The organism is Aeromonas sp. S41-2, from assembly GCF_027705845.1.
Taxonomy (GTDB): domain Bacteria; phylum Pseudomonadota; class Gammaproteobacteria; order Enterobacterales; family Aeromonadaceae; genus Aeromonas; species Aeromonas hydrophila.
Map to the genome: position 1 here is coordinate 169,790 of NZ_JAPDCG010000005.1, position 20,292 is coordinate 190,081.

A 20,292-nucleotide genomic window follows, 5' to 3' on the forward strand; every position below is an offset into this window, starting at 1 on the left:
GTCAAGACGAGGACACTTTGAGCCGACACATCTCGACCCTGAATCTGCATCTGGAACCCGCCGACAACCAGCGTCTCGCCAGTCTGTGCGGTCCGTTCGATGACAACGTCAAACAGCTGGAGCGCCGCCTCGGCGTCGAGATCAGCTACCGTGACAACCACTTCCAGCTGCTGGGCAAGCAGGCCCAGGTGGAGGCGGCCGCCGTCATCCTCAAGCACCTTTATGTGGAAACCCAGCCGCTCAAGGGCGGCAAGGTGACCGACATCACCCCCGACATGGTCCATCTGGCCATTCAGGAGTCGCGGGTGCTGGAGCAGGATGACGAGCCGACGCCGAGCATCCCTTACGGCAAGGAGGTGACGGTCAAGACCAAGCGCGGCCTCATCAAGCCGCGCAGCCCCAACCAGGCCCAGTACATCGCCAATATCGTGCGCCACGATATTTGCTTTGGCATCGGCCCTGCAGGAACAGGCAAGACCTATCTGGCGGTGGCGGCGGCGGTGGATGCGCTGGAGCGTCAGGAAATTCGCCGCATTCTGCTGACCCGCCCGGCGGTGGAAGCGGGCGAGAAGCTCGGCTTCCTGCCTGGCGATCTCTCCCAGAAGGTGGATCCCTACCTGCGCCCGCTCTACGACGCCCTGTTCGAGATGCTGGGCTTTGAGCGGGTGGAGAAGCTGATGGAGCGCAACATCATTGAGGTGGCGCCGCTCGCCTACATGCGAGGCAGAACCTTGAATGACGCCTTTATCATCCTGGACGAGGCCCAGAACACCACCACCGAGCAGATGAAGATGTTCCTGACCCGCATCGGCTTCAACTCAAAGGCGGTGGTCACCGGCGACATCACCCAGATAGACCTGCCCCGCAACCAGAAGTCGGGTCTGCGCCACGCGCTGGAAGTGCTGCAGGATGTCGACGGCCTGTCGTTCAACTTCTTCGAATCCAAGGACGTGGTACGCCACCCGGTAGTGGCCCGCATCGTGCAGGCCTACGAGGCGTTCGATGCCAGACAGGCGGCCGATAAAGCCGCCCCCCACACCAGTAAAGAGAGTGCCCAATGAGCGTGACCCTGGATCTGCAACTAGCCAGTGCCAGCACCGACGGCCTGCCGAGCGAGGCCCAGCTGCAGGGCTGGCTCGACGGCACCATTCTCGGCTTCCAGCAGGAGGCCGAAGTGACGGTGCGCATCGTCGACGAGGCGGAGAGCAACGAGCTCAACCTCACCTATCGCGGCAAGGACAAGCCCACCAACGTGCTCTCCTTCCCGTTCGAGGCCCCACCCGGCCTGGAGCTGCCGCTGCTCGGCGATCTGGTGATCTGCCGCCAGGTGGTGGAGCACGAAGCCGCCGAACAGGACAAGCCGCTGATGGCCCACTGGGCCCACATGGTTGTGCACGGCAGTCTGCATCTGCTAGGTTATGACCATATCGAGGATGACGAGGCCGAAGAGATGGAAGCGCTCGAGCGCGACATCATGCAGGAGCTCGGTTTCGCCGATCCTTACCTGAACGACGAAGAGTAAAGAACCGGATGGTCATCGTCTTGAAACAGCCGACGCCCATCCTCATATAGCCACAACGATTTCAAGTGTGTTCATACGAGTAACCAAGAGAGAAAATGACCGACGATCACCCTAGTACCGGCTCGCCGAAGAAAACCTGGCTCGACAAACTCAGCCAACTCTTCCAGGGCGAGCCAAAAGACCGCAACGATTTGGTGGAAGTGATAGCCGACGCCGAAGAGCGCGATCTCATCGATCAGGACACCAAGGACATGATCGAGGGCGTGCTCGAAATTGCCGAGCTGCGCGTGCGCGACATCATGATCCCCCGCTCCCAGATGGTGACCATCGAGAAATCCCAGCCGGTGGACGAGATCCTGCCGGTGATCATCGAGTCGGGTCACTCCCGCTTCCCGGTGATCAACGAAGACAAGGATCACGTGGAGGGCATCTTGCTCGCCAAGGATCTGCTGCCGTTCGGGTTTGGCGGCCACCACGCCAGCGAGCCGCTGCAGCTGGAGAAGATCCTGCGTCCCACGGTGATCGTCCCCGAGAGCAAGCGGGTTGACCGTCTGCTCAAAGAGTTTCGTGAAGAGCGCTACCACATGGCCATCGTGGTGGACGAGTTCGGCGGCGTCTCGGGTCTGGTGACCATCGAGGACATCCTCGAGCTCATCGTCGGCGAGATCGACGACGAATTCGACGACATCGAGGATGAGCCGGACGAGATCCGCCGTATCAGCAAGCGGGTGTTCGCCGTCAGCGCCCTCACCGAGATCGAAGATTTCAACGACTTCTTCGGCACCCAGTTCAGCGATGAAGAGGTGGATACGGTGGGCGGTCTGGTGATGCACGCCTTCAGCCACCTGCCCAAGAAGGGCGAGGAGATCGAGCTGGAAGGCTACCTGTTCAAGGTGATGCACGCCGACAAGCGCCGCCTGCAGCAGCTGCAGGTGAAGATCCCCGACAACCATGTCGCAGCCCAGTCCGAGGCACAATAAGCCCAGGTCCTTGCCAACAGCGCCCCGCCCGTCGGGGCGCTGTTCGTTTGAGCGCACGCCACCTCTGCTTCTCCCCGGTCACAGAGCCCGTCATCGCCCTTTTATCCCCTCGCTTCGGGCCATCGGCCGGGAGGCTCGCCGTTGACCGCCTTTACGGGTTAAGATACCGGCCACTCAACCCATTGCAGTTCAATCCGAGCCTTATCGCCCGTGAAATTACAGCCCGTGAAATCAAAACTCCTGACCAGCCTGTTTGCCATGGCCTCTGGCGCCATCGCCGTGCTCGCCTTCTCGCCTTTCAACTACTGGCCGCTGGTGATCCCCTCCCTGCTCGGTCTCTACGCCCTGCTGGACAAGGCCAACCCCAAGCAGGCGGCCTGGCGCGGCTTTGGCTACGCCATGGGGCTGTTTTTGCCGGGGCTGTGGTGGATCCACGTCAGCATGACCATGTTCGGCGGCATTCCACTGCCGGTGGCTTTCGTGCTGCTGGCCGGGCTGTCGGCCTATCTGGCGCTCTACCCGACCCTGGCCTGCTGGGCCTTCGCCCGCTTCTTCAGCGGTCGCCACTGGAGCCGCTGGCTGCTCGCCTTCCCGGCGCTCTGGCTGATGGCCGACTGGCTGCGCGGCTGGGTGATGACCGGCTTCCCCTGGCTCTGGTTCGGCTACAGCCAGATTGACGGGCCACTCAAGGGCTTTGCCCCCATCCTCGGCGTGCAGGGCATCACCCTGGCACTACTGTTGACCGCCTCCGCCCTATGGCTGCTGTGGCAGAGCCGCAAGCCGGCCTGGCTGCTGGTGCCGGTGGCCCTGGTGGGCGCCGCCCAGGGGCTGATGCAGCTGAACTGGGTGACCCGCGGTGAACCGGTCAAGGTGGCGCTGGTGCAGGGCAACATCGAACAGTCCCTCAAGTGGGATCCGGAGGCGCTGGTGCCGACGGTGCGCAAGTATCAGGATCTCAGCCGCGAGAACCAGGACGCCGACATCATCGTCTGGCCGGAATCGGCCATTCCGGCCATCGAGAAGGAGATGGGCAACTACCTGGAGAGCCTGGACAAGGCGATGAAGGTGAACGATACCGGCCTGCTGGCGGGGATCATCCACTACGATCTCGAGCAGCAGCGCTTCTTCAATACCGTGCTCGGCATGGGGGTGCAGGATGCGGAAGGCAAGGAGTCCTACTACTACCAGCACAAGAACCGTTACTACAAATACCACCTGCTGCCCATCGGTGAGTTCGTGCCCCTTGAAGATCTGCTGCGTCCCATCGCTCCCTTCTTCAATCTGCCCATGTCCTCCTTCAGCCGCGGTGACGAGGTGCAACCGAACCTGATCGCCAAGGGGCTCAAGTTTGCCGCCGCCATCTGCTACGAGATCATCTTCCCGGACGAGGTTCGCCGCAACGTGCAGCCGGATACCGACTTCCTGCTGACCGTCTCCAACGACGCCTGGTTCGGCACCAGCATCGGCCCCTGGCAGCACATGGAGATCGCCCGCATGCGCGCCCTCGAACTGGCCCGCCCGCTGCTGCGCGACACCAACACCGGCATCACCATCGTCACCGAGACTGACGGCAGCATCATCGCCCAGATCCCGCAGTTTGAGGCCGGCGTGCTGCGCACCGAGGTGCGTCCCGCCCACGGCGAGACCCCCTACCTGCGCTTTGGTAGCTGGCCCATGTATGGCATCGCCGCCCTGCTGCTGGCATTGGGACTGGGGCTGCGCCCCCGCGCCCACCCCTGGGCGCGCAAGGGCTGACCCAGTCGTATAACCCGATAAATAAGAGAGGCGCCCAAGGGCGCCTCTCTTCTGTTCAGTCTGATACCCGATCAAAACCTGTTCAGGCTCTGTAACGAGAGGTCGTCAGCAAGGTGAAGAGCAGCGCAGGAACCGGAGCGTATAGATATACGTGAGGATTCCGAGCAGCACATGAGCCTTGATCACGGCCTCGCAGCAAGAGCGTGGGCAGGTTCTCAGGGGGAGAGCGGCTCACGGTGATACTCATCGGCCCCGCACTCGGGACAAGTGCCGAGCTGTTCGGGGTGCAGCACGGTATGGCGCCACTCGCAATGATCGCACACCAATACCCCGAGCCCCACCCAGTCGCCGGCCCGGTAGCCCCCCTTGTGCTCCAGCTCGTCCGCCAGCTCCTGCCACTCCACCTGAGTGCGGTCGGTCACGTCCGCCAGCCAGGACCAGGCGGTGTCTTTGAGCGCCAGCATGAAGGCGGACTCCTCCACCTGCTCATCCTTGCGCCCCTCGTCATAGTTGCCCAGATCCCGCTTCACATACTCGGCGATCAGCGCCAGCTCGTCCTGGGTCAGATCCCCGGCTGCCTCCAGATAGGCCTGCACCTTGGCGATCATCCGGTTGAGGCGCTCCCCCTGGAACTGTTCTGTCTCTTGCCACTGCTTTTGCAGCTCGGCAATGAAGGCTTCGTACCCTTTTTGACGTTTGTCCATGGCCGTTACTCCTCTACTGAACCCTGATCAGGCCCGGCTTAAGGCCCGAGGGACGCTGGCGGTTGTTGCCGCCGCAGGATATGGGTATTCTATTGCGATTTCCCAGCTGATTTATCTATCCATTTCACAGATCCGGATGTCACCAATGCAAGAGCAATACGTTCCCCAATCCATAGAACCAGCAGTGCAAAAGCACTGGGATGCCAAGAAAACCTTCAAGGCGGTGGAGAAAGTAGACAAGGAAAAGTTCTACTGCCTCTCCATGTTCCCCTATCCGTCTGGTCGTCTACACATGGGGCACGTTCGCAACTACACCATAGGTGATGTGATCTCCCGTTATCAACGCCTCAATGGCAAGAACGTGCTGCAACCCATCGGTTGGGACGCATTCGGCCTGCCGGCGGAAAACGCCGCCATCAAGAACAACACTGCACCGGCGCCCTGGACCTACGAAAACATCGAATACATGAAGAACCAGCTGAAGATGCTGGGTCTGGGTTATGACTGGGATCGCGAGCTGGCCACCTGCAAGCCGGACTACTACCGCTGGGAGCAGTGGTTCTTCACCAAGCTCTACGAGAAGGGGCTGGTCTACAAGAAGACCTCCTCCGTCAACTGGTGCCCGAACGACATGACCGTACTGGCCAACGAGCAGGTAGTGGACAACTGCTGCTGGCGCTGTGACACCCCGGTGGAGCAGAAAGAGATCCCCCAGTGGTTCATCAAGATCACCGACTATGCCGAAGAGCTGCTGAACGATATCGACAATCTGGAAGGCTGGCCGGAGATGGTCAAGACCATGCAGCGCAACTGGATTGGCCGCTCCGAAGGGGTCAACATCAGCTTCGCCATCGAGGGTCAGACTGAGCATCTGGAGGTCTACACCACCCGTCCGGACACCTTCATGGGCGTGACCTATGTCGGTATCGCCGCCGGCCACCCGCTGGCGCTGCAAGCAGCCCAGACCAATCCGGAACTGGCCGCCTTTATCGAAGAGTGCAAGAACACCAAGGTGGCCGAAGCCGAGCTCGCCACCATGGAGAAGAAGGGCATGGCCACCGGCCTCTACGCCATTCACCCGCTGGATGGCCGCAAGGTGCCGGTCTGGGTCGCCAACTTCGTGCTGATGAACTACGGCACTGGCGCCGTGATGGCGGTACCGGGCCACGACCTGCGCGACCATGAGTTCGCCACCAAGTACGGTCTCGAGATCAAGCCGGTCATCAAGCCGGTCGATGGCGAGCTGCCGAACGTGATCGACGCCGCCTACACCGACAAGGGCGTGCTGTTCAACTCCGGCGAGTTCGATGGCCTCGAGTTCCAGCCGGCATTCGATGCCATCGCCAGCAAGCTGGAGAGCCTTGGCTGCGGCAAGCGTACCGTCAACTTCCGTCTGCGCGACTGGGGTGTCTCCCGTCAGCGCTACTGGGGTGCCCCCATCCCGATGCTGACCCTGGCCGACGGCACCGTGGTGCCGACCCCGGAAGATCAACTGCCGGTACTGCTGCCGGAAGACGTGGTGATGGACGGCATCCAGAGCCCGATCAAGGCCGACGCCGAGTGGGCCAAGACCACTTACAACGGTCAGGAAGCGTTCCGCGAGACCGATACCTTCGACACCTTCATGGAGTCCTCCTGGTACTACGCCCGCTACTGCTCCCCGGACTACGACAAGGGCATGCTGGATCCGGCTGCTGCCAACCACTGGCTGCCAGTGGATCAGTACATCGGCGGCATCGAGCACGCCTGTATGCACCTGCTCTACGCCCGCTTCTTCCACAAGCTGCTGCGTGACGCTGGCCTCGTGAACAGCGACGAGCCGTTCAAGCGCCTGCTCTGCCAGGGCATGGTGCTGGCCGACGCCTTCTACTACAAAGACGAGAAGGGCGGCAACGTCTGGGTCAGCCCGACCGACGTCAAGGTGGAGCGTGACGAGAAAGGCCGCATCACCAAGGCCGTCGACAACGAAGGCCGTGAAGTGATTCACTCCGGCATGACCAAGATGTCCAAGTCCAAGAACAACGGCATCGACCCGCAGCTGATGGTGGAGCGTTACGGCGCCGATACCGTGCGTCTGTTCATGATGTTCGCCTCGCCCGCCGAGATGACCCTGGAGTGGTCCGACTCCGGCGTCGAGGGTGCCCAGCGCTTCCTGCGCCGTCTGTGGCGCATCACCTTCGAGCATGTCAGTGCCGGCGTAGCTCCCGCACTGAATGTGGCGGCACTCAGCGGCGACCAGAAGGCCGTGCGCCGCGAGCTGCACAAGACCATCGCCAAGGTGAGCGACGACGTGGGTCGCCGTCAGACCTTCAACACCGCCATCGCCGCCATCATGGAGCTGATGAACAACCTGGCCAAGCTGGGCAGCGACGAGCAGGATCGCGCCCTGATGCAGGAAGCGCTGGAAGCGGTCGTGGTCATGCTCTACCCCATCACCCCGCACATCGGCTTCGAGCTGTGGAAGATGCTGGGCAAGGGCGACGACGTGGATCACGCCACCTGGCCGGTGGCCGACGAAGCGGCCATGGTCGAGACCGAGAAGCTGGTGGTGGTACAGATCAACGGCAAGATGCGCGGCAAGCTGACCGTGCCGGCCGAGATCAGCCAGGCCGACGTCGAGAAGCTGGCCATGGCCGATGCCTCGGTACAGAAGTTCACCGACGGCCTGACCGTGCGCAAGGTGATCTACGTGCCGGGCAAACTGCTCAACATCGTGGCCAACTGATGCCATACCGCCTGGCCATACAGACTGACCGTCTGGTTGCCAGGCGGTAACAGCAAACGGATGATAACGGCGGGCCCTGCGCCCGCCGCTCTTCACTTCATGCAAAGAGGATTTTCTATGGGCACCACCCTCACTCGCTGGCTGACCATACTGCTGACCGGTCTGCTGCTGCAGGCCTGCGGTTTTCAGATGCGCGGCACCGCCATCCCGCCCGAGTTGATGACCATGAAGGTGGTCGGTGACAACAAGAGCGATTTCTATCGGCTAGTCACCACCCGCCTCAAGGCGGCCGGTGTGCAGCTCGCCGACAAGGAGGGCATCCCGGTGCTGACCCTGTCCGGCGTCGGCAGCACCAGCCAGGTCGCCTCCGTCGACTCCATCGGCCAGGCCCGTGAATACGTGCTGGGCTACAACACCCAGTTCACCGTCTCCATGCCGGGCAAACCGACCCAGGTCTTCCCCATCGCCTTCAACCGCAGTTTCCTGAACAAGCCGGACGCGGCGCTCGCCTCCTCCCGCGAGCAGGAGCAGCTTGGCAAGGAGATGCAGGAGCAGGCCGCCAACCTGGTGATCCGCCAGCTCAGCCAGGTCAAGTTCTGATGCACGTATCTTGATGAGAGTACGTTGATGAGAGTCTATCCCGAGCAGTTTGCGGATCACCTCAAAGCAGGGCTCAAGCCCTGCTATCTCATTTTTGGGGACGATCCCCTGTTCAAGAATGAGCAAGCCATCGACCGTGCATCCTTCCCCCTCAACCAGGCCAGGTTCTGATGCGGATTTACCCTGAACAACTCGCGGACCATCTCAAAGCAGGGCTCAAGCCCTGCTATCTCATTTTTGGGGACGAGCCCCTGCTCAAGCTGGAGGCCATCGATGCCGTGCGCCAGGTGGCGCGCAAACAGGGCTTCGATGAGCGCCACAGCTTCGTGGTGGAGCAGGGACTGGACTGGAATCAGGTCTACGATGCCTGCCAGGCCATGAGCCTGTTCTCGGCCCGCCAGATCATCGAGCTGGAGCTGCCGGCCAAGGTCGACAAGGAGTTGGCCGCCCGCATCAGCGAGATCGGCAAACAGCTGCACCCCGACCTGCTGCTGGTGCTGAGCGGTAATCGCCTCAACCAGACCCAGATGAAGGCAGCCTGGTTCGACAAGCTGAGCCAGAGCGGCACCTATGTGCCGGTCAATCACCCCGAGCCCCGCTTCTTTCCGCGCTGGATGAGCGCCCGCTTCCAGCGCTTCGGGCTGAAGGCGCTACCGGATGCGGTCAACTTCATGTGCCACTCCTACGAGGGCAACCTGCTGGCCGCCAGCCAGGAGATAGAGAAGCTGACCCTGCTCTCGCCGCCCCAGCCCATCAGCGTCGCCTATCTGCAGGAGACCATCATCCGCTACGCCCACTTCACCCCGTTCCAGCTCATCGACACCCTGCTGGAAGGGAAGGTGAACCGGGCCCAGCGCATCCTGCTGGCCCTGCGCGCCGAGGGTACCGAACCCGGCATGCTGGCCTGGGCCCTGTGCCGCGAGCTGGAGCAGCTCACCGAGCTGGCGCTGGCGGCCAGGGCCGGTCAGCCGCTGGTGGAGCACTTCTCCCGCCTGCGCATCTGGCAGAGCCGCCAGCAGCTCATTCAACAGGCGCTGACCCGGCTGCCCTTCGCCAAGCTGCAACAGTTGTGGCAGCTGATGGCCAGGCTCGACGACGCCCAGCGTCGCTTCGATACCGAGCAGGCCTGGCTGATGTTGCAGACCCTCGCCCTCGGTTTTCGCGATGGCACCCCCTTGCCGCTGGCGGGATCTGACGCATGATCCAGCCCGTCGACATCCCGGCCGTCACCGGAGGGGGACCCATGTTGCAGCCGCCTATCGGCATTCTGGGGGGAACCTTTGATCCCATCCACATCGGTCACCTGCGCCCGGCCATCGAGGCCCGCGACGCCCTGGGCCTGGCCGAAGTGCGTCTGCTGCCGAACCATATTCCGCCCCACCGGGCCAGCCCCTTCTGCTCCAGCGAGCAGCGTCTGGCCATGGTCGCCCTGGCAGCGGCGGAAAACCCGGGCTTCGTGGTGGATGAGCGGGAGCTCAAGCGGGACACCCCCTCCTGGACCATCGATACCCTCATCGAGCTGCGTCATGAACTGCCGGATACCCCGCTCTGCTTTTTGATGGGGATGGACTCCCTGCTCGGCCTGCCGAGCTGGCATCGCTGGCAGGAGCTGCTTGATTACGCCCACCTGGTGGTGAGTACCCGCCCCGGCTGGCAGCCGGACTACCCGGCCGAAGTGGCCGAGCTGCTGGCCTGCAACCAGAGCCAGCAGGTAACAGATTTGCATCGGCTGCGCCACGGCCGCATCTGGCTGGCGGACAATCTGCCGGTCGAACTGTCGGCCACCCGCCTGCGGGCGCTGCTGGCAACGGGCGCGGATCCCCGCTATCTGCTGCCGCCGTCGGTGGCACAATACATCTGCCAGCAGGGACTGTACCGGCCGGCATGAACCCGATCGCGGCCGGCGGTTGTCCGGCACGGATCGCGCACTATAGTGATCAACAGGGGGCGAGTTTGCCAAGCGGGCACGGCCCCTGTTCCACTCCCCTTCGCCGCACTGGGAAACGGGAGTGACCATGATATAATCCGCCGCCCTCACGCCGTGAAAGCGCGCCGGAATACAGGAGAGACTCATTGCAAGGTCAAGAATTGCATGCCTTTATCGTCGACAAGATCGATGACATGAAAGGCCGCGACATCATCACCCTCGATGTACGCGGCAAATCCAGCATCACCGACACCATGATCGTCTGTTCCGGCAACTCCAGCCGTCACGTCAGCGCCATCGCCCACCATCTGGCCAGCGAGGCCCGCCATGCCGGGCTCGATCTGCTGAGCGTGGAAGGCCAGCTCACCGGCGAGTGGGTACTGGTGGATCTGGGGTCGGTGATCGTGCACGTGATGCAGGATGAACATCGCGACTTCTATCAGCTGGAAAAACTTTGGAGCGGCACCGCTCAAGTGAACGCGCAATAACCGAGTACAAGTGTAATAAACGATGAAGATCCAGTTGATTGCGGTGGGCACCAAGATGCCCGCCTGGGTAGAGCATGGCTTCGAAGAGTATCGTCGTCGTTTCCCCAAAGACATGCCGTTCGAGCTGGTCGAGATCGGCGCCGGCAAACGTGGCAAAAATGCCGACATCCCCCGCATTCTGCAAAAAGAGGGGGAAGCCATGCTGGCGGCGGCCGGTCGTTCGCGTATCGTGACCCTGGATATTCCCGGCAAACCCTGGACCACCGAGCAGCTCGCCGTGCAGCTGGAAGCCTGGAAGCTGGATGGCCGCGACGTGGCCCTGCTGGTGGGCGGCCCTGAAGGGCTGTCGCCCGAGTGCAAGGCTGCCGCCGAACAGAGCTGGTCGCTGTCGCCGCTGACGCTGCCCCACCCGCTGGTGCGGGTGCTGGTGGCCGAGAGCCTCTATCGCGCCTGGAGCATTACCACCAATCATCCGTATCACAGAGAGTGAACCATGCGCTATTCCAGCATCACCCTCGCATACCCGAATCACAGAGAGTGGGACATGCACTATTCCAGCATTCCCCTCTCAACCCAGAATCACAGAGCGTGAGCATGTACATCTGCACCCCGTTTCTCACCTGCTCGACAGTCATAAGGTAGCGGCATGCTGAAGAATCGCATCGAGATGCGCGACCACAGCGCCGAGGGTCGCCTCTTCTTCCGACGTACCCTGGTCGCCTACATCGGCATGATAGTGCTGATGCTGGTGTTGCTGGGCAACCTCTATTACCTGCAGGTAGAGTCTTACGACACCTACCAGACCCGCTCCAACGACAACCGCATCCGGGTGGTGCCGGTGGCGCCGCCGCGCGGCCTCATCTATGACGCCAACGGCGTGCTGCTGGCGGAGAACCGCCCGGTCTACAGCCTGGAAATAGTGCCGGAAGAGACCAAGGATCTGGAGAAGACCGCCGACGAGCTGATCGCCCTGCTGAAGCTGCCGGAGGGCACCAAGGAGAAGTTCCTGGCCGAGGTCAAGCGCCAGCGCCGCTTCAAACCGGTGGCCCTGTTCGAGAAGCTGACCGAGTATCAGGTCGCCCTCTTCTCGGTCAACCAGCACCTCTACCCGGGCGCCAGCATCGAGGCCTACCTCAAGCGCTACTACCCGTTTGGCGACACCCTCACCCATGCGCTGGGCTATGTAGCCAAGATCAACACCCGCGACGTGGAGCGCCTCGATAAGGAGGACAAGCTCGCCAACTATGCCGCCACCAAGGACATCGGCAAACAGGGGGTGGAGAAGTACTACGAGGATCAGTTGCACGGCGTGGCGGGCTACCAGGAGGTCGAGGTCAACAACCGCGGCCGGGTGGTACGTACCCTCAAGTTCCAGCCGCCCGAACCCGGCAAGGACATCTACCTCAACATCGACATCCGTCTACAGCTCAAAGCGCAGGAGTTGCTGGCTGGACAGCGGGGCGCCATCGTGATGATGGATCCCAAGACTGGCGCCATTCTGGCTCTGGAGTCGAGCCCGAGCTATGACCCCAACCTGTTCGTGACCGGCATCTCCGGCGCCAACTACTCGGCGCTGCTCAACGATCCAGCACGGCCGCTGGTGAACCGCACCACCCAGGGCATCTATGCCCCCGCCTCCACCGTCAAGCCCATGATGGCGGTGATGGGGCTCAACGAGGGTGCCATCACCCCCAACTACCGCTACTTCGGCGGGCCCAGCTTCTCCATTCCCGGCACCACCAAGAAGTTTCGCGACTGGCGCCGCTGGGGTCACGGCTGGCTCGACGTCTACCGCGCCATCGAAGTGTCGGCGGACACCTACTTCTACGATCTCGCCTACCGGGTCGGTATCGACAAGATCAACAGCTACATGACCAAGTTCGGCTTCGGTCAGTACACCGGCGTCGATCTGTACGAGGAGACCAAGGGTGTGATGCCGTCGCGCGACTGGAAGATGGCCCGCTGGCGCCAGCCCTGGTATCAGGGTGACACCATCTCCATCGGCATCGGCCAGGGCTACTGGAGCGCCACCCCGCTCCAACTGGCCAAGGCGATCAGCATTCTGACCCAGAACGGCCACGACGTGACACCGCACCTGCTCAAGAGTACCGCCTCTCAGGAAGGAATCGTCGATGCTCCCGTCAACCCCAACATCGCCCTCAAACTCAAGAACGACAGCTACTGGAAAGTAGCGCAGGACGGGATGTGGCGAGTCAACCATGGCAATGAAGGGAGTGGTCGCCACTCATTTGCCAAGGCCCCTTACTCCTCAGGCGGCAAGTCAGGCACCGCCCAGGTTGTCGGCCTGAAGGAAAATCAGGTTTACAACATCAAAACCGTCAAGGCAGAGCATCGCGATAATGCCCTGTTCGTCGCCTATGCCCCCTTCGAGGCACCTAAAGCGGTCGTTGCACTGGTGCTGGAGAACTCAATTGGCGGCGGCGGCGGCCGGGCCGCATCGCCCATCGCCCGCAACATGCTGGACGCCTACCTGCTACCACCGGAGCCGCAACTGCCGCCAGCGCCGGCCAAGAAGCCCCAATCTGAAGAGGTCGCTCCTCATGAGTAATTCCGCTCGCCAGCAGAGCATCTGGTACAAGCTGCACATCGACTTGCCGCTGCTGCTCGGCCTGCTGACCCTGATGTCCCTCTCCATGGTGGTGCTCTACTCCGCCTCCGGCCAGGACGTCGACTCCATCGTGCGCCAGCTGGTGCGCGGCGGGCTGGCGTTCGCCCTGATGATCGGCATGGCCCAGCTGCCCCCCTCCCTCTATGCCCGCTGGTCGGTGCCGCTGTTCGTGGTGGTGGTGCTGCTGCTGGTCGCGGTGGACGTGTTCGGCCATATCGGCAAGGGGGCCCAGCGCTGGCTGGACCTCGGCTTCATGAAGTTTCAGCCCTCCGAGGTGATGAAGCTCTCCATGCCCATCATGGTGGCCGCCTGGCTCAGCCGCCACTCGCTGCCACCCAAGTTCAGCCACCTGGTGCTGAGTCTCATCATGGTGCTGCTGCCCACCTTGCTGATCGCGGCCCAGCCTGACCTTGGCACCTCCATCCTGGTGGCCGCCTCCGGCTTCTTCGTGATCTTCCTGGCGGGGATCAGCTGGTGGCTGATCGGGCTGGCGGTGCTGCTCATCTGCGCCTTCATGCCGGTGCTCTGGTTCTTCCTGATGCACGACTACCAGCGCCAGCGGGTGCTGATGCTGCTGGACCCGGAGAAGGACCCGCTCGGTCGCGGCTATCACATCATCCAGTCCAAGATAGCGATCGGCTCCGGCGGCGTGTTCGGCAAGGGCTGGCTGCAGGGCACCCAGTCCCAGCTCGAGTTCCTGCCAGAGCGCCACACCGACTTCATCTTCGCGGTGTTCAGCGAGGAGTTCGGCCTGGTGGGCGTGGCCCTCCTGCTGGTGATCTATCTCTACATCATCAGTCGCTGCCTGTTTATCTCCATGCAAGCCCAGAACAGCTTCGAGCGCCTGCTGGGCGGTGCCCTGACCCTCACCTTCTTCGTCTACGTGTTCGTCAACATGGGCATGGTGAGCGGCATCCTGCCCGTGGTGGGGGTCCCCCTGCCGCTGGTGAGCTATGGCGGCACCTCCATGGTGACCCTGATGGCCGGCTTCGGCATCCTGATGTCCATCCAGACCCACAGAAGGCTGCTGGCATGATGAGGTGGATATATTCTGCCGGTGGTAGGGGCCCCCTGCCGTTGGTGAGCTACGGCGGCACCTCCATGGTGACCCTGATGGCCGGCTTCGGCATCCTGATGTCCATCCAGACCCACAGAAGGCTGCTCGCCTGATGCGACTGGCCGGTTTGCTGCTCTCTCTCGTTGCCCTCACTGCAACGGCGGCCGTCGAGCCCCCGGGGCTCGCCCGGCTCGCCGAGCAGCAACAGGTGCCGCTGGCCGAGCTGCAGGCCGCCGCGGCCCAGGCCAGCTTGCGCCAGGAGGTGCTCGACACCATCAGCCGCCCCTGGGAGGCCAAACCCTGGCATCGCTACCGGCCGCTGTTCATCACCCCGGAGCGGATCCGGGATGGTGTCGACTTCTGGCAACGCCACGCCGCCACCCTGGCGCGGGCCGAACAGACTTATCAGGTGCCGGCCTCCCTCATCGTCGCCATCATCGGCATCGAGACCTTCTACGGCCGTCAGATGGGCCGCCATCCGGTGCTCGACAGCCTCTATACCCTGGGCTTCCACTACCCCGAACGGGCAGATTTCTTCGCCAAGGAGTTTGCCCAGCTGGTGCTGCTTGCCCGGGAAGAGAAGTGGCCACTCACCCTTCTCAAGGGCTCCTATGCCGGCGCCATGGGCATGGGCCAGTTCATGCCCTCCAGCTATCGCCACTACGCGGTCGACTTCGACGGCGACGGCAAGCGTGATCTGTTCGCCAATCCGGTGGATGCCATCGGCAGCGTTGCCCACTATTTTGCCGAGCACCAGTGGCGCTGGGGGGAGTCACCGGTCGAACCCGCCTTGATCGGGCTGGCACCAGTGGGTACCCTGCTGGGGCCTGCCCCTGAGCTAACCCAGACCTGGGCCGAGCTGGCCACCGCAGGCATTGAACTCGCCACCCCGCTGGCACCCGACACGCCGGTGAAACTGCTGGCATTGGAACAGGCCGATGGACCGGAATACTGGGTCGCGCGCCACAATTTTTATGTGATCACCCGCTATAACCGCAGCCCGCTCTATGCGATGGCGGTGCATCAACTCAGTCAAGCAATCCAGGACGCGTATGCATTACAGCCACAAACTTCTCCCGCTCAGCCTGACCTTGTTGCTGGCCGCCTGTAGCAGCCAGCCGGAGCAGCTTCCCCCGCCTCCCGAACCGATCCAGCCGGAAAAACCCCAGGTCATCGAGATCCCGCAGGCCACCGGCGCCATCCCGCGCCCCGAGCCCCTGAGCGCCAGCGGCAACCGGGATTACTGGATAGGCAAGCAGAAGAACGAGGTGTGGCGCGACATCAAGCACTACAGCGAAGAGGGGACTGCCAGCTGGCTGGCGCAGGATCTGGACGGCCAGAAGACCGCCAACGGCGACGTGCAGGACAGCAAGCTGTTCAGCGCCGCCCACCGCAACCTGCCGCTGCCAAGCTATGTGCGGGTCACCAACCTGGACAACGGGCTGGAGACCATAGTGCGCGTCAACGATCGCGGCCCCTTCGGCAGCGACCGGCTGATCGATCTCTCCCATGCGGCGGCCAAGCAGCTGGAGATGGTGGAAGGAGGCGAGGCTCGGGTGCGGGTCGAGCTCATCAACGACACCCCGGACCAGATGGTGATCATGGCCCCCATGAAGCCCATCGAGATGACGCCGACCACGCCGGCAGTGGCTACCACGGCCTCCGCCGCTCAGGACGGCTTCGTCGGTCAGCCCACCGAACTGGCCATGGCTACACCGGCCGCCGCCGAACCGGCCCCCGTCAAGGCTCCGGTCGCCAAACCCGCCAAACCGGCAGCGGCCAAAGCGGCCGCGCCCGCCAGCAGCGGCGAGGGCAAGATGATCCAGGTGCTGGCCAGCGGATCGCAGGCGCGGGCCGAGGCCATGGGCAAGGTGATGACCCAGCGCCATGGGGTGCCCTACCAGGTGGCGGCCCACGGTGCCATCTTCCGGGTCCTGCTGGGGCCGGTCCCCGCCGCTCAGCAGACCGCCCTGCTCGAACAGATCCGTCAGGGAGGGCTGGAGCAAGCCTTCATCGTCCCCTGATCACGGAGTGGCTCAGCCAGCATGAACCACCGCCAACCGCCCGCCATCACGTCGTTTCCCGGCGTGATGGCGGCAACGGATGGATAAAAAACCAGGCCAGATGGCACGTCGGGCTTTGACCGACGGTCGCTTCTGGTATAGTGAAGCCCGCATTTTTAACTTGGGTTACCCCAACCAGGCTCCAGGAATTTCAAGATGTCCAAATTTGCCCGTTCAGTTATTCTGGCCTCCCTGATAAGCGCCACCGCTCAGGCCAACACGCCTGTACCGACCCCGAACGCCAACCCCGTGGTCGTTCCCGCCGCGCCGGAGATCTCCGCCAAGGCCCATATTCTGATCGACTACTACTCGGGTCAGGTGCTGGCCGAGCAGAACGCCGAAGAGCGTCTGCCGCCCGCCAGTCTGACCAAGATGATGACCTCCTACATCATCGGCCAGGAGCTGCTGAAGGGGAACATCAAGCGCACCGACATGGTGACCATCAGCCAGAACGCCTGGTCCAAGAACTACTCCGACTCCTCCAAGATGTTCATCGAGGTGGGCAAGCAGGTCTCGGTCGATGATCTCAACAAGGGCATCATCATCCAGTCCGGCAACGACGCCTGCGTCGCCATGGCCGAATTCCTGGCCGGCAGCACAGACTCCTTCGCCAGCCTGATGAACAGCTGGGCCGCCAAGCTCGGCATGAACGACAGCCACTTCATGAACCCGCACGGGCTGGATGCGGAAGGTCACTACAGTACCGCCCACGACATGGCGCGCCTGGGCCAGGCCCTGATCCGCGACCTGCCGGACGAGTACAAGATCTACGCCCAGAAGTCCTTCGTGTTCAACGGCATCACCCAGCACAACCGCAACCGTCTGCTGTGGGATCAATCCCTGCAAGTTGACGGCATCAAGACCGGCCACGTCAGCCAGGTCGGCTACAACCTGGTCTCCTCCGCCACCAACAACGAAGGCATGCGCCTGATCGCCGTGGTGCTGGGCGCCAGCAGCGAAGCCTCCCGCGCCGCCGAGAGCAAGAAACTGCTCACCTACGGTTTCCGTTTCTTCCAGAGCCTGACCCCGTACAAGGCCGGCACCGAGCTGGTGACCCAGAAGATCTGGATGGGCGACAAGTCTGAAGTGAAACTGGGCGTCGACAAGGACGTCTCCGTGCTGGTCACCCGTGGCCAGGGCAACAACCTCAAGGCCGACTTCCAGCTCGAAAGCGAGCTGAAGGCACCGCTGGCCAAGGGCCAACGGGTCGGTACCGTGTTCCTCAAGCAAGGCGACAAAGAGATCAAGCAGGTTCCGCTGGTCGCCCTGGAAGAGGTGCAAGAGGGTGGCCTGATGAGCCGTCTGTGGGATTACCTGGTGATGCTGGTCTCCAGCTGGTTCAAGTAACCTGCGCACAAACCTGACCAAACAGCGGCGCCAACAGGCGCCGCTGCTGTCTTTTGCGGTCGGGCCAGTCAATAACCCTGCAATCTGCAGGTTCCGCCGACTGACGATTTGTGGTAAAAAGCAGCACCTCCATGCCTCGTCTGCCAGACCGGACCTTGATCCCGGCCTGGGCAATGCCCATATACACTTGAGCAGTGCCCGCCACAGACGGGTAGATGGCGGCCCTGATGGGCCATCGGCCACTAGCCACAAGCGATGAAGTCGTCCCGTGACGACACCAAAAGGTGAGTAAATGAATACCAAGTTTGATGAACTGCTGGAGTTCCCCTGCAAGTTCCCGTTCAAGGTGCTCGGCGTTGCCGACCCGGCGCTGCCGGACATGGTGGTGGAAGTACTGCAGCAGCACGCCCCCGGTACCTACAGCCCGACCGTGCAGCCCAGCTCCAAAGGCAACTACCACTCGGTCCGGGTCACTGTGACCGCCCAGAGCAAGGAACATATCGAAGCCATGTATACCGCACTCGGTAACATAGAGCTGGTTCGCTACGTCCTGTAAGTCGCCTCTCTCGCCCCGCCACCGGGGCGACTGATTATTTGCCAGCCGGCTGTCGTGGCCGCGCTGGCCGACCCCAGCGCCTGTCAGTGAGGAAAGATGTCACTCCAAACCCCCGCCGAATCACCATCGTCAGCCCCCCGGCTGCTGGTCAGACAGCTGGGCCGCCGTCCCTACCAGCCGGTATGGGATGCCATGAAGGCCTTCACCGACAGCCGTACCCCCGACACCCCGGACGAGTTCTGGGTGGTGGAGCACGACCCCGTCTACACCCAGGGTCAGGCCGGCAAGGCCGAACATCTGCTCGCCCCCGGCGACATCCCGGTGGTGCAGAGCGATCGCGGTGGCCAGGTGACCTATCACGGCCCCGGCCAGCTGGTGCTCTACGTGCTGGTGGATGTGCGTCGCAGCAAGCTGACGGTGCGCGAGCTGGTGACCTGCCTCGAGACCGCCATCATCAACACCCTGGCCAAGAGCGGGATTGAAGCTTATGCCAAACCCGACGCCCCCGGCGTCTACGTGAAGAACCAGCTCGGCGCCGCGCTGCAGACAGAAGCCAAACTGGCGTCCCTGGGCCTGCGCATCCGCAAGGGCTGCTCGTTCCACGGCCTGGCCCTCAACGTCAACATGGACATGACCCCCTTCCTGCGCATCAATCCGTGCGGCTATGCGGGCATGGCCATGACCCAGACCAGCGCCCTGGGCGGCCCGCAGAGCGTGGCCGAGGCGCAAGCGATGCTGGTGGCCGAACTGGCCAGCCTGATCGGCTATGAGACAATCACGAATACCGAAGAGGCGGCATGAGCAAGTCCATGCTGCCTGGCCATGAGGGCACCGAGATGACCCTGGTGGCTATCAACCAGACAATAACAAACACCGAGAGTGAATCATGAGCAAACCCGTTCGTATGGAGCCGGGCGTCAAGCTGCGCGATGGCGACAAGATGGCCCTGATCCCGGTGAAATTCATGCCGGATCCCAACGAGGAAGTGCTGCGCAAGCCGGACTGGATGCGGATCAAGCTGCCGCCGTCGAGCCAGAAGATCGAGCACATCAAGAGCACCCTGCGCAAGAACAAGCTGCACTCAGTGTGTGAGGAGGCCTCTTGCCCCAACCTGGCGGAGTGCTTCAACCACGGCACCGCCACCTTCATGATCATGGGCGCCATCTGCACCCGTCGCTGCCCCTTCTGCGACGTGGCCCACGGCCGCCCGCTGGCGCTCGATCCGGACGAGCCGAAGAAGCTGGCGCTGACCATCAAGGAGATGGGGCTGAAATACGTGGTGATCACCTCGGTGGACCGCGACGATCTGCGCGACGGCGGTGCCCAGCACTTCGCCGACTGCATCAAGCAGATCCGCGAGCACAGCCCGCAGACCCGCATCGAGATCCTGACCCCGGACTTCCGCGGCCGGATGGAGCAGGCGCTGGAAGTGTTCCGCGAGACCCCGCCTGACGTGTTCAACCACAACCTGGAAACCGCCCCGCGCATGTACCGGGTCGCCCGTCCGGGTGCCGACTACAAGTGGTCGCTGGAGCTGTTGCGCCGCATCAAGGAGATGCACCCCCATGTGCCGACCAAGTCCGGCGTCATGATGGGTCTGGGCGAAACCAACGAAGAGATCGTGCAGGTACTCAAGGACTTGCGCGAGCACGGCGTCAACATGCTGACCCTGGGCCAGTATCTGCAGCCGAGCCGCCATCACCTGCCGGTGAAGCGCTACGTGCCGCCCGCAGAGTTCGACGAGCTCAAAGACGTGGCCATGGGGCTGGGCTTCTCCCACGCCGCCTGCGGTCCTTTCGTCCGCTCCTCCTACCATGCGGACCTGCAAGCCAAGGGCGAAGAGGTGAAATAACCTCGCTCCCCCTGGTCAAAAAAGAGCGCCCTTGGGCGCTCTTTTTTATGGGCCGGCCGCAGCTCCGGTTGCCGACCACGACCAGCG

General features: G+C 62.8%; 21 protein-coding genes. 20 read left to right on the forward strand and 1 reads right to left on the reverse strand.

The window, feature by feature from the left end:
- Positions 1 to 17: 17 nt before the first annotated feature.
- From OKC44_RS13595 to lnt, 4 genes are all read left to right on the forward strand, one after another.
- Complete coding sequence (locus OKC44_RS13595; protein WP_270813411.1) at positions 18 to 1,061, forward strand: PhoH family protein; 1,044 nt, start codon at positions 18 to 20, stop codon at positions 1,059 to 1,061.
- Positions 1,058 to 1,522: an rRNA maturation RNase YbeY gene (ybeY, locus tag OKC44_RS13600; protein WP_254201014.1), complete on the forward strand. Its 465-nt coding sequence runs from the start codon at positions 1,058 to 1,060 to the stop codon at positions 1,520 to 1,522. The genes OKC44_RS13595 and ybeY overlap by 4 nt, the downstream gene beginning before the upstream one ends.
- 95 nt (positions 1,523 to 1,617) lie before the next feature.
- Complete coding sequence (corC, locus tag OKC44_RS13605) at positions 1,618 to 2,502, forward strand: CNNM family magnesium/cobalt transport protein CorC (protein ID WP_011707019.1); 885 nt, start codon at positions 1,618 to 1,620, stop codon at positions 2,500 to 2,502.
- 210 nt (positions 2,503 to 2,712) lie between these two features.
- Positions 2,713 to 4,257, forward strand: a complete 1,545-nt coding sequence (lnt, locus tag OKC44_RS13610) for an apolipoprotein N-acyltransferase (RefSeq protein WP_039215572.1) — start codon at positions 2,713 to 2,715, stop codon at positions 4,255 to 4,257.
- Between the two features lie 215 nt (positions 4,258 to 4,472).
- Here lnt and OKC44_RS13615 read toward each other — a convergent pair whose 3' ends face one another.
- The gene (locus tag OKC44_RS13615; RefSeq protein ID WP_270813423.1) at positions 4,473 to 4,961 is read right to left on the reverse strand and encodes a zinc ribbon-containing protein; all 489 of its coding nucleotides are present in this window, start codon (positions 4,959 to 4,961) and stop codon (positions 4,473 to 4,475) included.
- A 145-nt stretch (positions 4,962 to 5,106) separates the two neighbouring features.
- Here OKC44_RS13615 and leuS point away from each other — a divergent pair, with 145 nt between their 5' ends.
- The 16 genes from leuS (at position 5,107) to lipA (ending at position 20,205) form a co-directional block, all read left to right on the forward strand.
- Complete coding sequence (leuS, locus tag OKC44_RS13620) at positions 5,107 to 7,686, forward strand: leucine--tRNA ligase (RefSeq protein WP_270813425.1); 2,580 nt, start codon at positions 5,107 to 5,109, stop codon at positions 7,684 to 7,686.
- Between the two features lie 117 nt (positions 7,687 to 7,803).
- On the forward strand, positions 7,804 to 8,286 hold the full coding sequence (locus OKC44_RS13625; protein ID WP_016351676.1) for an LPS-assembly lipoprotein LptE: 483 nt from the start codon (positions 7,804 to 7,806) through the stop codon (positions 8,284 to 8,286).
- A 27-nt stretch (positions 8,287 to 8,313) separates the two neighbouring features.
- Complete coding sequence (locus OKC44_RS13630) at positions 8,314 to 8,457, forward strand: hypothetical protein (protein ID WP_045789187.1); 144 nt, start codon at positions 8,314 to 8,316, stop codon at positions 8,455 to 8,457.
- Positions 8,457 to 9,488 (forward strand): DNA polymerase III subunit delta, encoded by a 1,032-nt coding sequence (gene holA / locus OKC44_RS13635; protein WP_270813427.1) that lies wholly within the window; start codon positions 8,457 to 8,459, stop codon positions 9,486 to 9,488. Before OKC44_RS13630 ends, holA begins: the two co-directional genes overlap by 1 nt.
- A 41-nt stretch (positions 9,489 to 9,529) precedes the next feature.
- The gene (gene nadD / locus OKC44_RS13640; RefSeq protein ID WP_270813429.1) at positions 9,530 to 10,174 is read left to right on the forward strand and encodes a nicotinate-nucleotide adenylyltransferase; all 645 of its coding nucleotides are present in this window, start codon (positions 9,530 to 9,532) and stop codon (positions 10,172 to 10,174) included.
- Positions 10,175 to 10,359: 185 nt separating this feature from the next.
- A complete protein-coding gene (gene rsfS, locus OKC44_RS13645; protein WP_011707026.1) occupies positions 10,360 to 10,701 on the forward strand; it encodes a ribosome silencing factor in 342 nt (113 codons plus the stop codon).
- A gap of 22 nt (positions 10,702 to 10,723) precedes the next feature.
- Entirely contained in the window at positions 10,724 to 11,191 is a 468-nt protein-coding gene (rlmH, locus tag OKC44_RS13650; protein WP_005298242.1) for a 23S rRNA (pseudouridine(1915)-N(3))-methyltransferase RlmH, read from the forward strand.
- 156 nt (positions 11,192 to 11,347) lie between these two features.
- Complete coding sequence (gene mrdA / locus OKC44_RS13655) at positions 11,348 to 13,270, forward strand: penicillin-binding protein 2 (RefSeq protein ID WP_044800587.1); 1,923 nt, start codon at positions 11,348 to 11,350, stop codon at positions 13,268 to 13,270.
- Entirely contained in the window at positions 13,263 to 14,366 is a 1,104-nt protein-coding gene (gene rodA / locus OKC44_RS13660) for a rod shape-determining protein RodA (RefSeq protein ID WP_016351680.1), read from the forward strand. The genes mrdA and rodA overlap by 8 nt, the downstream gene beginning before the upstream one ends.
- The gene (locus tag OKC44_RS13665) at positions 14,363 to 14,500 is read left to right on the forward strand and encodes an FtsW/RodA/SpoVE family cell cycle protein (RefSeq protein ID WP_011707029.1); all 138 of its coding nucleotides are present in this window, start codon (positions 14,363 to 14,365) and stop codon (positions 14,498 to 14,500) included. The genes rodA and OKC44_RS13665 overlap by 4 nt, the downstream gene beginning before the upstream one ends.
- Positions 14,500 to 15,498, forward strand: a complete 999-nt coding sequence (mltB, locus tag OKC44_RS13670; RefSeq protein ID WP_041216677.1) for a lytic murein transglycosylase B — start codon at positions 14,500 to 14,502, stop codon at positions 15,496 to 15,498. Before OKC44_RS13665 ends, mltB begins: the two co-directional genes overlap by 1 nt.
- The gene (locus OKC44_RS13675) at positions 15,440 to 16,411 is read left to right on the forward strand and encodes a septal ring lytic transglycosylase RlpA family protein (RefSeq protein WP_270813439.1); all 972 of its coding nucleotides are present in this window, start codon (positions 15,440 to 15,442) and stop codon (positions 16,409 to 16,411) included. The genes mltB and OKC44_RS13675 overlap by 59 nt, the downstream gene beginning before the upstream one ends.
- A gap of 195 nt (positions 16,412 to 16,606) precedes the next feature.
- A complete protein-coding gene (locus OKC44_RS13680) occupies positions 16,607 to 17,797 on the forward strand; it encodes a D-alanyl-D-alanine carboxypeptidase family protein (protein WP_011707032.1) in 1,191 nt (396 codons plus the stop codon).
- A 292-nt stretch (positions 17,798 to 18,089) separates the two neighbouring features.
- Positions 18,090 to 18,353: a DUF493 family protein YbeD gene (gene ybeD, locus OKC44_RS13685; RefSeq protein WP_005298227.1), complete on the forward strand. Its 264-nt coding sequence runs from the start codon at positions 18,090 to 18,092 to the stop codon at positions 18,351 to 18,353.
- A gap of 96 nt (positions 18,354 to 18,449) precedes the next feature.
- Positions 18,450 to 19,154 carry a lipoyl(octanoyl) transferase LipB gene (gene lipB, locus OKC44_RS13690; protein WP_029304254.1) on the forward strand — a complete coding sequence of 235 codons (705 nt, stop codon included), beginning with the start codon at positions 18,450 to 18,452 and terminating at the stop codon, positions 19,152 to 19,154.
- Positions 19,155 to 19,239: 85 nt separating this feature from the next.
- Positions 19,240 to 20,205, forward strand: a complete 966-nt coding sequence (lipA, locus tag OKC44_RS13695; RefSeq protein WP_011707035.1) for a lipoyl synthase — start codon at positions 19,240 to 19,242, stop codon at positions 20,203 to 20,205.
- Positions 20,206 to 20,292: the final 87 nt, after the last annotated feature.

What these genes read in the sequence shown, in the direction of transcription:
- OKC44_RS13625 (WP_016351676.1), top strand. Translation starts at nt 7,804, where the DNA reads ATGGGCACCACCCTCACTCGCTGGCTGACCATACTGCTGACCGGTCTG.
- corC (WP_011707019.1), top strand. Translation starts at nt 1,618, where the DNA reads ATGACCGACGATCACCCTAGTACCGGCTCGCCGAAGAAAACCTGGCTC.
- OKC44_RS13675 (WP_270813439.1), top strand. Translation starts at nt 15,440, where the DNA reads ATGCATTACAGCCACAAACTTCTCCCGCTCAGCCTGACCTTGTTGCTG.
- mrdA (WP_044800587.1), top strand. Translation starts at nt 11,348, where the DNA reads ATGCTGAAGAATCGCATCGAGATGCGCGACCACAGCGCCGAGGGTCGC.
- nadD (WP_270813429.1), top strand. Translation starts at nt 9,530, where the DNA reads ATGTTGCAGCCGCCTATCGGCATTCTGGGGGGAACCTTTGATCCCATC.
- OKC44_RS13680 (WP_011707032.1), top strand. Translation starts at nt 16,607, where the DNA reads ATGTCCAAATTTGCCCGTTCAGTTATTCTGGCCTCCCTGATAAGCGCC.
- OKC44_RS13615 (WP_270813423.1), bottom strand. Translation starts at nt 4,961, where the DNA reads ATGGACAAACGTCAAAAAGGGTACGAAGCCTTCATTGCCGAGCTGCAA.
- mltB (WP_041216677.1), top strand. Translation starts at nt 14,500, where the DNA reads ATGCGACTGGCCGGTTTGCTGCTCTCTCTCGTTGCCCTCACTGCAACG.
- ybeD (WP_005298227.1), top strand. Translation starts at nt 18,090, where the DNA reads ATGAATACCAAGTTTGATGAACTGCTGGAGTTCCCCTGCAAGTTCCCG.
- ybeY (WP_254201014.1), top strand. Translation starts at nt 1,058, where the DNA reads ATGAGCGTGACCCTGGATCTGCAACTAGCCAGTGCCAGCACCGACGGC.
- holA (WP_270813427.1), top strand. Translation starts at nt 8,457, where the DNA reads ATGCGGATTTACCCTGAACAACTCGCGGACCATCTCAAAGCAGGGCTC.
- lipB (WP_029304254.1), top strand. Translation starts at nt 18,450, where the DNA reads ATGTCACTCCAAACCCCCGCCGAATCACCATCGTCAGCCCCCCGGCTG.
- leuS (WP_270813425.1), top strand. Translation starts at nt 5,107, where the DNA reads ATGCAAGAGCAATACGTTCCCCAATCCATAGAACCAGCAGTGCAAAAG.
- lipA (WP_011707035.1), top strand. Translation starts at nt 19,240, where the DNA reads ATGAGCAAACCCGTTCGTATGGAGCCGGGCGTCAAGCTGCGCGATGGC.
- rlmH (WP_005298242.1), top strand. Translation starts at nt 10,724, where the DNA reads ATGAAGATCCAGTTGATTGCGGTGGGCACCAAGATGCCCGCCTGGGTA.
- rodA (WP_016351680.1), top strand. Translation starts at nt 13,263, where the DNA reads ATGAGTAATTCCGCTCGCCAGCAGAGCATCTGGTACAAGCTGCACATC.
- OKC44_RS13665 (WP_011707029.1), top strand. Translation starts at nt 14,363, where the DNA reads ATGATGAGGTGGATATATTCTGCCGGTGGTAGGGGCCCCCTGCCGTTG.
- OKC44_RS13630 (WP_045789187.1), top strand. Translation starts at nt 8,314, where the DNA reads ATGAGAGTCTATCCCGAGCAGTTTGCGGATCACCTCAAAGCAGGGCTC.